The sequence below is a fragment of the Baaleninema simplex PCC 7105 genome (genome assembly GCF_000332355.1).
Lineage (GTDB): Bacteria > Cyanobacteriota > Cyanobacteriia > Cyanobacteriales > Geitlerinemataceae > Baaleninema > Baaleninema simplex.
The window spans coordinates 794,122-807,079 of the sequence record NZ_KB235958.1 but is presented as its reverse complement, the minus strand read 5'-3'; the positions used below and the strand labels follow the sequence as shown (position 1 = coordinate 807,079).

Below are 12,958 nucleotides of genomic sequence, written 5' to 3'. Positions count from 1 at the left end.
CATACCCTGTTTTTTGGAGTTATTCAGCAAGCCCTAAAATAGGGTTTGCTGAAAAAGTTATCAAAAGCTGGGGGTGGAAAATGAACAAGAAGCCGTCTTACTCAAGGTATAAATCTGAATTGACTTAACTCGTCCACTTTATAAGTTACAATAATATTTCTCGACAAAATTATGAAGTTTGGGAAAAATTGACACAAAAAAAGACAGTAAAACTGCCGGCTCAGCTTCACCAGGTTCATCACTAAAAAGGTCAGAGCGATGGAGGTTTCCGAAGTATTAGGCAGTTTAGCCATAACACGACTTAAGCTGAATCTTCTTTTGGCTTGTCCAAATTTCCCCTCGATTGCATTACGAATGCGCTCATCTTCCTGGGCTTGTTTTTTGGCTTCTCGGCTGAGGTTTTTAGGAGGTCTTCCTAAAGGCGGTCCGCTGAGACGAATTCCTCTTTCTTTACACCAAGCTCGATTAGCTCGGGTTCGATAAATTCGATCGGCGTGAACCGATGAGGGGTAAACTCCCATATAGTCTTTGTAAGCTTCGACTTGCGAGATTAAATCTCCACTTTCATTATAATTATCCCAACTAATTTTTTCGAGAAATACATATCCTTCTACACAACTGACTGATAACTTAGCCCCGAATTCCGTAGGACTTGCTGCCTTGCCTCTGACGATTGGACGGAGATGAGGTTGTGTTAAACTGACGATGCGATTTTCGATTTTATTTTTATGATTTGACCACATCCACTGCTGTTGACGGGTAATTTCACTGGAGACTAATAAATTCCTGTATTGCCTTCGGCTTAAGCATTCTAGGCTCGCTCCTTTCTCAATTAATTTCTCAATGTTTTGGAAGTTTCGTTGAAGATATTGGAGTTGTTTTTTGACTAGCATTTCTTCTTTCTTTGCGAGAGGGTCTCCTCTTTTTGGCAAATTTGAGATACTCTTTTCGGGCGAGTTTTCGGTGGGTTCTAGGTTTTTTAGACAGTTGGCCCTTCAGGGATTTATATAAAATGTCTAGGATGAGTTCGGTGGTTTTCCTCGCTTGATTTAACAGTTCGACATCGGTGGGGTATTTGATATCGGCAGGTGCGACGGTCGCATCGATTAAGAGTTTCCCTCTATTTTCTTTTCTTCTTTCGACTCCTTCTGACTTTTTTGTGCTAGATTCCTCCCGTTGAAATCCTCGAGCTTGTCGGACAATTCTTCGATTTATTTTTTGAAGTTAGAGAGCGACCAATCCTTTGCCGAAAATGAACCATCATTGAAGCATCAAAAGGCGCTTCATTTCGATAACTCTTTTCCCCGATAAAATACTGTAGGTAAGGGTTTTCTTTAATTTGTTCGACAGTTTCTCGGTCGCTTATTCCCAATTTTTCTTTAATAATTAAGGCTCCCAGTGCCATCCGAAATGGTTTCGCTGGCGCTCCCATTTCCTCAGAAAAATTCTGGGCATATTCTTCCTCAAATTCTGCCCAGGGAATGAGGTTCGCCAAAATTACCCAACGATTTTCTTCACACAACTTGCCTTCAAAAGGAAGTTCAAAGGCTTCTTCGGGCGCGTCAGGATTTTGTGATTTTCGATACATTTTTTCTTGCCGGATGCACGGGAATTTCCAATTTTACCTCTTTTTCGGGTTCTCGAAGCCACGTCAAGACTCCTCTAAGCCTTACACCGTAAGCTTTTCACTTCTTTTCAGCAAGCCCTAAAATATGTTTTTGTCAATCCCCGTTCTCGAAAAATTTTCTGCACGACTGAGATATTACGACTCATCGATCGAACGATTGTTGCAAACTTTTCAACAGTTCGACCTGTTCGCTGCGTTGCTGCATCTGTGCTGTCAGTGCTTGACAGACGAGGTTACACAAAGGAAAAACGAGCGGATTGCAAATACTGTAAAAAACGTTGACCCCTTGTTGGTTGCGGCTGACAATTCCCGCTTGACTCAATAATTTCAGATGTTTCGAGACGTTGGCTTGTCCCAAACCCGTGGTTTCAATGATTTGCGAGACGTTTTTATCGCCAGATTTGAGACAGCAGACAATTCGCAAGCGGTTGACTTCTGAAAGGACCTTGAAAAAATCAGCGATCGTTTCGAGGGCTTCGGGGGAAGCATCAATTAATCCACAGTCAGACGTGGATGACGGAGCGGACAATCGATCGGACATATTAACACCGAAGGGGCAACAACGCTTAAATGTTCATATTATCACAAAGTTTTAAGGATCGGCGATCGCGGAGGAAGGTTCGGCTCGTTTACGGATATCACAACTTATTTTTTGTCAAGCGCTATTTACATTGCTTAACAAAATGTTATGATGTGTAACAGATAGATAAAACGAAACGCACTCGAGCGTTTGAGTCGTCCCTCATCAGGAGAACAATAACTATGGCATTTGTAATCGGAATCCTCGTCGTGGGTTGGGTTGCCGCAGCACTGATCGGAACCCAAGCCTATTTCCGAGGCGAACAAACCAAACCCATCCACGAGCGGAACTGGAATTCTGACGAGTTCGATCGCCTGGCCGAGTCTTTCACCGGAAACCAAACCGACTACAGCGATCGCACCCCCGCTTACAGCATGGACGCCTTTGCCACCAAGAGCTAGATCGATAGTGTGCAGCGCATCGCGTTAAAAACTGCAAAAGATTCGAGGCTGACTCCGGAGTCAGCCTCTTTTTCGTCGTAAAGACATCGAAACGACTCGAAAGATGTACCGAGAGACTCCCAAATCGATCCATCACGGGAAAGATCGGTGAGTGCCGCTTTTTCAAAAGGATTGGGGTACGTTAAGCCTAAGCCGTTCGATTTTTCGAGTCGTCTCCTATCCCTTACACTTCCGTCAATGAGTACCGTCCTCGTCGTAGAAGACTCGCGCAGCCAACGAGAATGTATCGCGTACCAGCTCAAATGGAGCGGACTCGATGCCATTGCCGCCTGCGACGGGGTCGAAGCCCTAGAACGAGTTGAAGAATCCCGTCCCGACGTGGTGTTAATGGATTTGGTGATGCCGAATCTCGACGGGTACGCCGCCTGTCGGTTACTCAAAGCCAACCCACAAACTCGCCAGGTTCCGGTGGTGATGCTGACGGGAAATTCTCAAACCATCGCCTTGTACTGGAGTCTCAAACACGCCGAAGCCTACATCAGCAAACCCTGGCATCCTCGGGAACTGCTGGCGACGATCGATCGGGCGATCGCAGACTGTCAACCCTCGGACGACAACTCGAATTCCGCCGACGCCTGGAGCGAATACGGATGGCTGTTGTTCGAGCAAGGTAGACTGTACGAACACCGCCGCGAAGCTGTCACGCGCTATGGATTGAAAGTGATGCGGTTGTACGAATTTGCCCTCGATGCGTTTGAAAAAGCATTACATCTCGAACCGCGCGATCGCTGGGCGGTCAGATCTCGTCACACTGCGGAAACGGCGATCGCAGGTTGGCGAGAAATCTTGGGGCGAGTGCGTCCGTGCCACGCCTGCAAGTACTACCACGGTGACGACGACGTTCGCTGTGCGCCGCATCCCTTCGATCGCGAAACCCCAACCTGTCCCGATTGGGAACTGTTTCGACACGCCGAGGATCGCGTCTAGAACGGGAGTCTAGCGATCGCTGCGAGATCTCAATTCCAGGGATCGTCGATCGCATCAGAAGGATTGGCCCGTTCCAAGGCGGCCACCTGACGGGAAATCTGACGCTGAGGACGGCCAGACCAGCGATCGAGAACGTCTTTAATAAACGCTTCCTCGATCCAAGTTTTCGTCACCACAGCCAACGGGAGCGCCAAAATCAGCCCCAACAACCCTAAAAACGTGGCGAAGAAAATTTGCGCCGTCAACGTCGCCGCCGGAAGCAAAGACACCTGCTTTTGCATCACCATCGGACTGAACCAGTAGCTTTCCAGGTTTTGAATGACCAAATACAAAATCAAAACCGCCAAAGCTTTTAAGGGCGTATCCAGTAGTGCTACAGACACGGGAAACACCACGCTCATCGTCGGGCCGATATTGGGAATAAAGTTAAACGCACCCGCCAGGAGCGCGTGAGCGAAGACAAATTTAACTTGCAACGCAACTAAGCCGATGGCGCTGAGACTCGCCACGAACAGGGAGTTGATGACGATTCCCCCCATCCAGTTGAGAAGAGAGGTTTCGCAAGCAGTGAAGATTTCATCGGCGCGACGTCGGTAAAACGAGGGAAACAGCCGAATCGTCATGTTGCGATAGGACGTGGGACTGACCAGAAACATCACCGTCAGGACGACGACGAGGAGCAGTTGCAGTAAAACGGCCAGAGAGTTCGAGAAAAAGGTAAAGAAGTTTCCGAGTAGATCTCCGGCCAGCGGCCCGACTTGGCGCGTGAAATCGGAGAAGTCGGGTAAGTCGATTTCCTCGAGTTTCAACCATGTGGGGGGATTTTCGAGGACGCCGTCGAGCCACGCGAGAAACCGTTGCAGCCCCACGGGAACCAGTTCGAGGAGTTGTTGGAACTGCTCGACGAACGGCGGAACCACGAGTCCGACAAACAAGATGCCAAATAACAAAACGAACAGCAGTGACAGCAACACCGCTTTTCCGCGACCGATCTCGATGCCGCGACGGATTCCGAACTGCTGAATCCAGCGCACGAGACTGTTGAGGGCGATCGCTAACACCATCGCCGTAAAAACCAACAATAAAATTTGACGAAACTGCCAAATTATGGTAATAGATATGATAAAACCGATAACGGCGATCCAATCCCCAAGTTTCACAACGTTGACTCCTCACATTGAACGATCGCATCGAAAATTGACGGGATTTGCTTTGAAAATACTCCAAAACCGCTATCCCGTCGCGATGTTGTTATAGGACGTAACGTCAGTTTGTTCGATTTGGCGCTCGATCGCAGCTCGGTAGGCAGCGAGTTGGTGGTTCGGACTCATATCTCCCGTTTGATTGAGAAACGACCATTCCTGGCCGACGTGGAGGTACACTTGTTTCCCTAAGACCGTTGGCGGTAGCGTGGGGGTTACGTCGGCGATGTTGACGATGCGGTAGGTATTGGGGACTAACTCGCTGTAGTATTTGGCAAAGATCGGGTCGCCGACGCGAGGAGTTCCGTAGGTGTAGGCTCGCAGTCGATCGCGGCGATCGCTAAAGGATTCGGCAATATCGATCGCGGCGAGAACCGCTAACGCTCCCCCAAGGCTGTGTCCGGTAAAGTAACAGGGTAAATTCGGATCGAGAGAGCCGACGACCGCTCGAACTTGTTCGTCGAGGGTTTCCTGGTAAATGTCATTAAACCCCTTGTGGACTCGACCGGGACTGATATCGTAAATCCGATAGTATTCCTGAGAGGCATCGAGGTTTGCAATCCACTCGTCGAGTTCCTGAGTTCCGCGAAACACGACAATGTGGTGTTGGGGAGACGTTAAAACAAATCCGTAGTATACCTGTCGGATTTCTGGAACCTCCATCTCCTTCAAGACGTGCTTTTTGATTTGTTTTTCGAGGAAACCCGGTTCTCGTTCCGCTTTGAACGACGCCACCTGTCGGTAAGCCTCAAATTCCTCCGTATAGCTCTCGAGTTGGGAGATCGCGCCGTCGTACTGCAAGGCATCCTGTAGACTTTGCTCGGCTTTGAGATACTGTTCGGTTCCCAGACGACAGCAACGCACGAAAAAACTCGACAACGCGCGATCGTAGGGAACCTCCGGAGGGGTGAGGGTGACCGAATCGCGGACTTCTAACAACCGTTCGAGGGGAGTCTCTTCCTCGAACCCCAGATCGGCTTTACCCTCAGAGGTGTCTTCGGCCATGCGATCGCGCAAGTAGTTTACCGTAACGCTCGTCGCCGCACCGGCCACTAACCCCGCAATCAACATTTGCCGACGATTCAATTTCGCCATCGTGTCCCCCTCGCCCGTCACAGTTTGAATCCGTTGCCAAAAGGCTAGACGGTTAAAAAACTTTACGCTGTCCGAAATCGCCCAAAACCTTGAAGGCAAACTTCGGCAACGCTAACATTCGCCGCCAGCGCCAAGGCTCTTGATAGAGGCGATACGCCCATTCTAGATGGTTGTTTCCCATCCAGTCCGGGGCGCGAGTTTTGACACCGGCCCAAATATCGAAACTTCCGCCGACGCCGATCCAAACGGCATTGGGGCAGAGATGGCGGTGTTCGACAATCCAGAGTTCCTGACGGGGAACGCCCAACCCGACCAACACGACATCGGGTTGTTTCTGTTGTAACTCGCGGGTCAAATCTTGTCGTTCCTCGTCGGACAAATAGCCGTGTCGCACCCCGACGAGATTCAAGTTTCGATACTGTTGTTTGAGGGTCTCGGCGGCCTGTCGAACGACCTCCGGTTTGCCCCCGTAGAAAAAGACCGATCGCGACGAGTCGAGTTGCGACAGTAGCGTTTGCGCCAGTTCGATCCCCGGACAGCGTTTGACGCGGTGTCCCAACAGTTGTAAATAAAGAACGACACCCGCACCGTCGGGGATCGACAGTTCGGCTCGAGCGATCGCGTTGGCGAGGGCGGGGTTGGTTTCAGCTTGCATCGTCATTTCCGCGTTGAGGGTGACGACGTGAGTACCGAGATGTCGGTCGAGTCGAGAATGCAGCCATGCCACGTAATCGGGATAGAGATGCACGGGCATTCCCAACACGCTAACGGTATCTAAGGCAGAAGTGTCTAGAGTTTCTGACATAGCTTCGAGAGTCCCAAAGGCGCGATCGCACGCGGATCGATTGCGGAGTCTAGTTTACCGGGTTGCTGCAAGGTTCTGTGTGAATTTCGAGGAACTTTCAAGGGACTTTATGGTTTCACCGCCAGAGCGATCGAATTTTCCTCACGAAATCCCGGGTTGTTGTTAAAATTTTCAAAAGCGAATTTCAACGTTCCGCAAATCGAGCGATCGCATTGACCTCTATTTTTTTGGAAAATTCATGACTGTCATGCAGTTCGCCGTAGCCAGTCCCACCACCGCACCGACCGTCGCGCCAGGCCGATCGAGTCAAGTTAAGCGCAAACATTATCCGAACTACAAGGTAATCGTGTTGAACGACGATTTCAACACATTCCAACACGTCGCCGCCTGCTTGATGAAATACATTCCCCAGATGACGAGCGATCGCGCCTGGGAACTGACCAATCAAGTTCATTACGAAGGTCAGGCGACCGTTTGGGTCGGTCCCCAAGAACAGGCCGAGTTTTACCATATGCAGCTGAGCCGCGCCGGCCTGACTATGGCACCGATCGAACCGGCGTGATGGAAAGCAGGGGAGCAAGGGAGAGGGGGAGAGGGGGAGAGGGGGAGAGAGGGAGAGGGGGAGCAACTGTTACCTGTTAACTATTCTCACTGCTCACTGTTCACTGCTCGCTGCTCACTGCTCGCTGCTCACTGTTAAAGTCCCATGCGGATTTCAGAACAGAAGGACGCGTAGCGATCGCCGTTGGCGTGTCGGACGACGCTAGTGCGCTCTCGGAGGTTGGGACTGACGAACCACAGCCGTTCCTCGGACTCGAATTCATCGGCACGAGCGAATAGGGTTAACGCGTCGTCAGTTCCGAGGACGAACTCTCCCGTGACGGGGGCGGCGTTTTGATGTTCGGACCATTGCCAAAATTTGCCCGCGTTGGCTCGATCGCCGTCTGCGACGAACACCAGCATCGTCGAGCCTTTGTGCGGGCTGGCGGAAGTGCCGACGGTGCCTTCCCAGCGGGAACGAAACGCGCACAACACGCGATCGCTCGAGAGTCCCACTGACTGACACCGATCGATCGTCGCGCGATCTTCCGTCGGTAGGCGATCGATCCATAAATCCGATTTTCCTGCCTCTAACTCCCGAGGAGGAACGGCGTGACTGGTTCGCTGCGAAAACCACTTTCCCGCACACTGGTCGATAAATTCGAGAACGTCCATCGATCTTGTATTAACTCTTACTTGCGATAGTCCTTCAAACGGACAAATGACCTTCAGATATCTTACGCGATCGCTCGACCCTCCCGAATTGGCGATCGCACCGAAGGCCACCGCAATAAATTGTAAAAATCCAAACTCTCGAATCGGATAAGATTTGGGAGTATCTCGATCGCAGGGTGTCATCGACCCTCCGCAAGCCTATGTCAACTGCGCTCGATCGCTTTTGGGAACTGGTCTGGGGAGCGTTAAACCTCGATCCCGAGGCATTTGACGCCGTTAACACGCTACCCTCTGGAACGACGGTCGCGATTCTCGTCGTTCTCCTGGCAGGGTTGTCCCAAACCCTCGGACAGTGCGTCGTCTTGTTCGTCAACCGCATCAAACCCTTTCGCTTCGTTCTCAGCGTGGCGATCGCCGCCGTGTTGTTCGCCGCCAGTTACGGCGGATGGGCGTTGAGTACCTGGCTCGTGGCGAACCTGTTGCTGGCAGAGCGTCTCGCCTTCGCTGACGTGGCCGCGACTTTGGCGTTGAGTTACGCGCCCCAACTGTTGGGTGTCGCGGTGGGACTGCCCTACCTCGGCGTTCCCATCGGGATTCTATTATCCTTGTGGACATTGCTCGGTACGATAACCGCCCTTAAAGTCATTAGCAGTCTGGGGACGTGGTGGGCGTTCGCCTGCGGCGGTGCGGGGTGGTTGGTGTTGCAACTCCTGCAACGGACTGTCGGCCGTCCGATCGCCGCTTTCGGTCGCTGGCTGACTGACTGGGCGGCCGGAACGCAACTCGTGACCGACCCTCGAGAACTCGAACAGCTCGTTCTCGCTGGACCGCCGATGCCCTCAGACCTCGATCGCGCGGTAGAATTCGTCCGGGCGCAGCAGCGATCGAAACCCCTGCGCTTCGATCCCTGGAAACTCTTTCTCGTCCTGGCCGTCACAGTATTCGCGTTAACTTTACTGCTGTCTCCGAGTTCCCAAACTTGGCTCGCGAGTACCTACAACGCCCTAGACCGAACGGTCAAACTGGCGATCGACCTCGCAACGATCTTTATTCTGGGATTGCTCGTCTCCATCTTGCTGACGCCCCTCGAAGCACTAACCTGGTGGGCGGGATGGTACGGTCGAGAACCCCTGAAGTCGGGAACTGCTGTCGAAAAACCGCCCCCCCGTACTGACATTGCCCGTTACGTTCTTTATCTCGACGGCATCAACCAAGGCACTTACGAATATTTGCCAGAAGTCGAACGACTGCTCGACGATTTAACAGAGGCACTCCCGTCGAACGTTCTCCTCGTCAAAGGTATTATTCCCTATTCCGTCACCAACCGACCGATCGGTGAAGGAAGTCTGTTTTCTCTGTGGTGGCGCGTTGTCGAATCGCTAACGCAACGCAACCCCGCCAACCCGATCGGTTTTGTCGTCAACGCCCGAAATATCGTCGCCGTCGCCGTTTCTGCCGATCCTCGCTACGGCCCGATTCAAAATCAGGGTGTGGCGCAAGTCCTTTTCGAGAGTCTGCTGCGTTACGGATATCCCATCGGAAGCCGAACGCCGATTACGCTGATCGGATACAGCGGCGGCGGTCAGATGTCGATGGGGGCGGTGTCGTTTTTGAAGCAGGCGACGCAAGCTCCCATCGAGGTAATTTCTCTGGCGGGGGTCATCAGCGGCAATACGGGAGCGATGACGGTCGAACGGCTGTATCACTTGGCTGGCGAGAAAGATTTCGTCGAAAAGTTGGGAGCGGCGATCTTTCCCGGTCGCTGGCCGCTGGCGTTCCTGTCGAACTGGAATCGGGCGAAACGTCGCGGGCGCATTGCGTTCGTGTCGTTGGGAGAGGTGGGTCACAACGGCGAAACCGGGCCGATGGGGACTCGGGCAAAGCTGGCGGACGATCGCACGCACTTAGAGCAAACGATCGCCATCGTAACGGGAATTTTGCTGAAAGATTGGGCGCGATCGGGTTTGAATCCCGACGATTTCCGTACCGTCAGCAACTACGAACGGTATTGTCAGGCGGCGTTTAACCGACCGGACTTTTACCCGGTCAACGTTGCCGTACCGGGCGATCGCTACCGGGCGATCGCGCCTTGGGTGGGACGCTTGATTTTACCCGATCGCGATCGCCGCCTGTCTGGGGGCGGGGTTTGGCTGGAAGTCCACTGCGCCCCGCCGGAGTTTGCCCATCTCGTCGGACGGACGATCGCCTTACACTGGCGGGAGGAGGACGAAACGGTCAGGTCTTACGTGCAACGGGTGACGGAAACTGTACGGTTTATCGATCGCACCCGCGTCAGCCAGCGTCAGGGGAACGTCCATCCCACTCGCCTCGATGGGTGGACGGCGGTGGGGCCGCTGGAATCTCTGGCGGGATCGCATCCTGACGACGACGTTCTCGTGGGGTTGTCGGAGGCGATCGTCGTTGAAGAAACTGACGGTGAGGTGAGGTTGAAGATCGATCGCGACCCGGTTCGAGTGTCGGGACGGTATTACGGCCTCGTGCAGTTCGTCGAGTCTGGGGAATCCTCAAGCGGCGATCGCGCTCCCGTGCGCCATTACAACCGCGATTCGGGAACCTTCGACGGCGTGGAAGAGGTGGTGTGCGTTCCCCAGGTCGTCGACGATATGCGAGGGGTGTTTCCATCGTCGAATCGGGGGTTAGACTGTTCTCGAGTTAACGAAGACGGTTGGTATATCTACGGTGCGCCGGAGGTAACGGGAACGTTTGTCGTCACGGCGATCGCGCCCCGTCGCTTGTTTGCGCTACCGGGCGATCGCCTCGTCAGCGGCGAAGACGCCACCCTCGAATTTATCAATCGAGAATACTGGCAAGACGCCAGCGAGTTAAAAGGACGGGTTCGCACCGTCAACCTGTTACCGACCGAAAAAGCGCTGACCTGGCAAGAGGGCGATCGCGCATTGGTCATGCACTTGTACGGCGGCATTGGCGGTAAAAACCCCGATTTTGCCCCGATGGGCATTTACTTCGGGCATTTTGCCTATGGCGTGGCGCAGGTGGTACGGGAACCGCTGACGGACGAGTTACGCTTTGACATCGAATACCACCAAATTTACACTCACAATCCCGACGGACTGATTGCGGGGCGTGTGGCGTGGAACTGCTACGCGGGCGATCGTCAGTGGGGATGGCTCGGTTGTCGTCCGATTTGCGATACCCTCGTTAAATTTCCCGCCCTGACGGAAGATTACGATTTCGACGGAATGCGGTTTTCGCCGTTCGATCGCTTGGTGCGAGAGTTGGACGTGATGGGGGCGCGATATCGTGTCGGTGACGGAACGGGAAATACGTTCGTGTCTGCGGTGAACTCTTGCGTTCAGGACTCGTCCCAAGCGTTGTATGTGGCGCTCGAACGGACAGTGGCTGAAATTAAGTTAAACCCTAATATAGTGAAGTGGCTGCGCGATCGCCCCGAGAGTCCCCAGACTCAGCGATTTTGTCAGTTAGCGACTTTCGTGGCCACGTTAGAAACCGAACTAGCGCCCCTCGGAAAAGTTCGCCCCGATTGGAAATACGGTCGATCGAGCTTGGGACAGTATCCCGAAGAAACGCCGTTGAAGTCCCTCGCTAATGTTTTGGCGAGTTGGCGAACGTTGTTACCTCGGTTGGCACACGATCGCATGGCGTTAATTTTTCTACAGTTGGGGGCGTCGCTGCGGGTACAGCAGTCGTTCCAAGTCGGCGGTTTCGACCCCGACATCGAACCGCTCGCCCCGACCGATTTTCAGCACCGCATTCCCAAACTTATCGAACCGGAAGGACTTTTTAAAACCGGCGATCGTTGAAGTCGTTTTTTGAACTGAACTTTCCAGATACTAATGATTTTTTTTCGATCTTGGTGTGTTTTTATGTGATTTAATGGGAAAATCTCAAAAAAGTAAATTCATAAAATTGAAGTCTCTGCAACGAATTAAGCTGTTGTTGAGTTTCGGTTTCGCTCGATTCAGTCCACCTCAAAATTATATTTTAAAATTATATCTTTGCAAAAAAATATGATACATTTTATCTAACCTTAAAAAATATTAAATATTTCTATAATTTTTTAAAATTTAAATCAATTTAAGCAAAATTTTAAAAAATAAATAACGTTTTACTGAAAGGATGAATGACACTTTACGATCGACTAAAAGACCATGAATAAAATCGCGATCGCCTTTCGACGTGGAGGATGGTTAGGGTTATGCTTGCAAACTATTCTCGGCATTATTCCCATTCTGATTTTAGTATTCGTATTACTCTTTCGCAGCAGTGCCGGACGCAGTAACTTTATCGGAATTGTCTTATCGTACGCGTGTTTGCTCGTTTTGATATTTACCATTTACTGGTGTTATCGATACATTCAAATGGCAGAAAAACTTGACGATCCCGAACGGTGTCCCCCCAAACCTGAAGTCGTGCGGTGCGTTTGGATCGGCATCGTGGCGAACGTCATTGGAGCAGTATGCGGCGTTCTGGTGAACTTGGGACAAGTCGGACGGCTGCTGTTTCGGGTGTTGTCCGTCCCCCAAGGGGGTTCGACGATCTCGACGCCGGGGCAAGGATCGGCCGTGTTCAGTCAAGGTGCGGGGATCGCCCCCTTAGAAATTGTGGGATTGCAGGCGAGTATCAACATCGTAGCCGCCGAATTAGTGGGAATTATCGTCGGAGGATGGTTGCTGTATTCCCTATCGTCGCGATCGCCATCTCGATCGACGCGATCTTAAATCCGGTTTTTCGGTCTTGTTTTTTAAAGAGTTTGTAAAAACCGTTCAAAGTTTGCGTGAGCTAAACCGAGTCCGTCCGAGTTTCAGGATAGGATCGGAGTACTTCCTCCCCAAAACACGGGTTGAGTTCGCAAAAAACAGCACGATCCGGGTTTGGAGGTAGCCCAGCCAGTTCGTCTGCTGCGATCGGAGCCTGTTGAGGTGACAGCGAGCGATCGCGATCGCAGGTGGCGTCCGTCGAGCATCACGTCAAGCAACTCTGCACGATCGCGCCGACGTTGGATTTCAATTACTGAGCTTCAGCGCGAAACCTGAAATAGTAAGA

The 12,958-nt window shown here is 52.0% G+C and carries 11 protein-coding genes and 1 pseudogene; 6 read left to right on the top strand and 6 right to left on the bottom strand.

Going from position 1 to position 12,958, the window contains the following annotated elements; all coding sequences use genetic code 11:
* Positions 1-104: 104 nt before the first annotated feature.
* Both GEI7105_RS29205 and GEI7105_RS0105540 read right to left on the bottom strand, forming a co-directional pair.
* A pseudogene (locus GEI7105_RS29205) lies at positions 105-1,588 on the bottom strand (transposase); the annotation flags it as partial.
* Between the two features lie 181 nt (positions 1,589-1,769).
* The gene (locus tag GEI7105_RS0105540; protein ID WP_035492445.1) at positions 1,770-2,168 is read right to left on the bottom strand and encodes an ArsR/SmtB family transcription factor; all 399 of its coding nucleotides are present in this window, start codon (positions 2,166-2,168) and stop codon (positions 1,770-1,772) included.
* 221 nt (positions 2,169-2,389) lie between these two features.
* Here GEI7105_RS0105540 and GEI7105_RS0105535 point away from each other — a divergent pair, with 221 nt between their 5' ends.
* Both GEI7105_RS0105535 and GEI7105_RS0105530 read left to right on the top strand, forming a co-directional pair.
* Positions 2,390-2,608: a photosystem II protein, Psb35-related gene (locus GEI7105_RS0105535; protein ID WP_017659489.1), complete on the top strand. Its 219-nt coding sequence runs from the start codon at positions 2,390-2,392 to the stop codon at positions 2,606-2,608.
* A 147-nt stretch (positions 2,609-2,755) separates the two neighbouring features.
* Entirely contained in the window at positions 2,756-3,595 is an 840-nt protein-coding gene (locus tag GEI7105_RS0105530; RefSeq protein ID WP_245555375.1) for a response regulator, read from the top strand.
* 29 nt (positions 3,596-3,624) lie between these two features.
* Here the strand turns inward: GEI7105_RS0105530 and GEI7105_RS0105525 are convergent, their stop codons facing one another.
* From GEI7105_RS0105525 to GEI7105_RS0105515, 3 genes are all read right to left on the bottom strand, one after another.
* The gene (locus tag GEI7105_RS0105525; protein ID WP_017659487.1) at positions 3,625-4,755 is read right to left on the bottom strand and encodes an AI-2E family transporter; all 1,131 of its coding nucleotides are present in this window, start codon (positions 4,753-4,755) and stop codon (positions 3,625-3,627) included.
* A gap of 72 nt (positions 4,756-4,827) precedes the next feature.
* On the bottom strand, positions 4,828-5,892 hold the full coding sequence (locus GEI7105_RS0105520; protein ID WP_017659486.1) for a lipase family protein: 1,065 nt from the start codon (positions 5,890-5,892) through the stop codon (positions 4,828-4,830).
* A 52-nt stretch (positions 5,893-5,944) separates the two neighbouring features.
* On the bottom strand, positions 5,945-6,697 hold the full coding sequence (locus tag GEI7105_RS0105515; protein WP_017659485.1) for a WecB/TagA/CpsF family glycosyltransferase: 753 nt from the start codon (positions 6,695-6,697) through the stop codon (positions 5,945-5,947).
* Between the two features lie 238 nt (positions 6,698-6,935).
* Here GEI7105_RS0105515 and clpS point away from each other — a divergent pair, with 238 nt between their 5' ends.
* Positions 6,936-7,259, top strand: a complete 324-nt coding sequence (gene clpS / locus GEI7105_RS0105505; protein WP_017659484.1) for an ATP-dependent Clp protease adapter ClpS — start codon at positions 6,936-6,938, stop codon at positions 7,257-7,259.
* Positions 7,260-7,393: 134 nt separating this feature from the next.
* Here clpS and GEI7105_RS0105500 read toward each other — a convergent pair whose 3' ends face one another.
* Entirely contained in the window at positions 7,394-8,095 is a 702-nt protein-coding gene (locus GEI7105_RS0105500; RefSeq protein WP_017659483.1) for a phycobiliprotein lyase, read from the bottom strand.
* Positions 8,096-8,112: 17 nt separating this feature from the next.
* Between GEI7105_RS0105500 and GEI7105_RS0105495 the strand changes: the two genes are divergently transcribed.
* The 3 genes from GEI7105_RS0105495 to GEI7105_RS38250 all read left to right on the top strand — a co-directional run bounded on the left by GEI7105_RS0105495 (position 8,113) and on the right by GEI7105_RS38250 (position 12,948).
* The gene (locus tag GEI7105_RS0105495; protein ID WP_017659482.1) at positions 8,113-11,715 is read left to right on the top strand and encodes a hypothetical protein; all 3,603 of its coding nucleotides are present in this window, start codon (positions 8,113-8,115) and stop codon (positions 11,713-11,715) included.
* Between the two features lie 348 nt (positions 11,716-12,063).
* The gene (locus tag GEI7105_RS29200; RefSeq protein WP_017659481.1) at positions 12,064-12,633 is read left to right on the top strand and encodes a DUF3611 family protein; all 570 of its coding nucleotides are present in this window, start codon (positions 12,064-12,066) and stop codon (positions 12,631-12,633) included.
* A gap of 153 nt (positions 12,634-12,786) precedes the next feature.
* A complete protein-coding gene (locus GEI7105_RS38250) occupies positions 12,787-12,948 on the top strand; it encodes a hypothetical protein (protein ID WP_158413166.1) in 162 nt (53 codons plus the stop codon).
* Positions 12,949-12,958 lie beyond the last annotated feature (10 nt).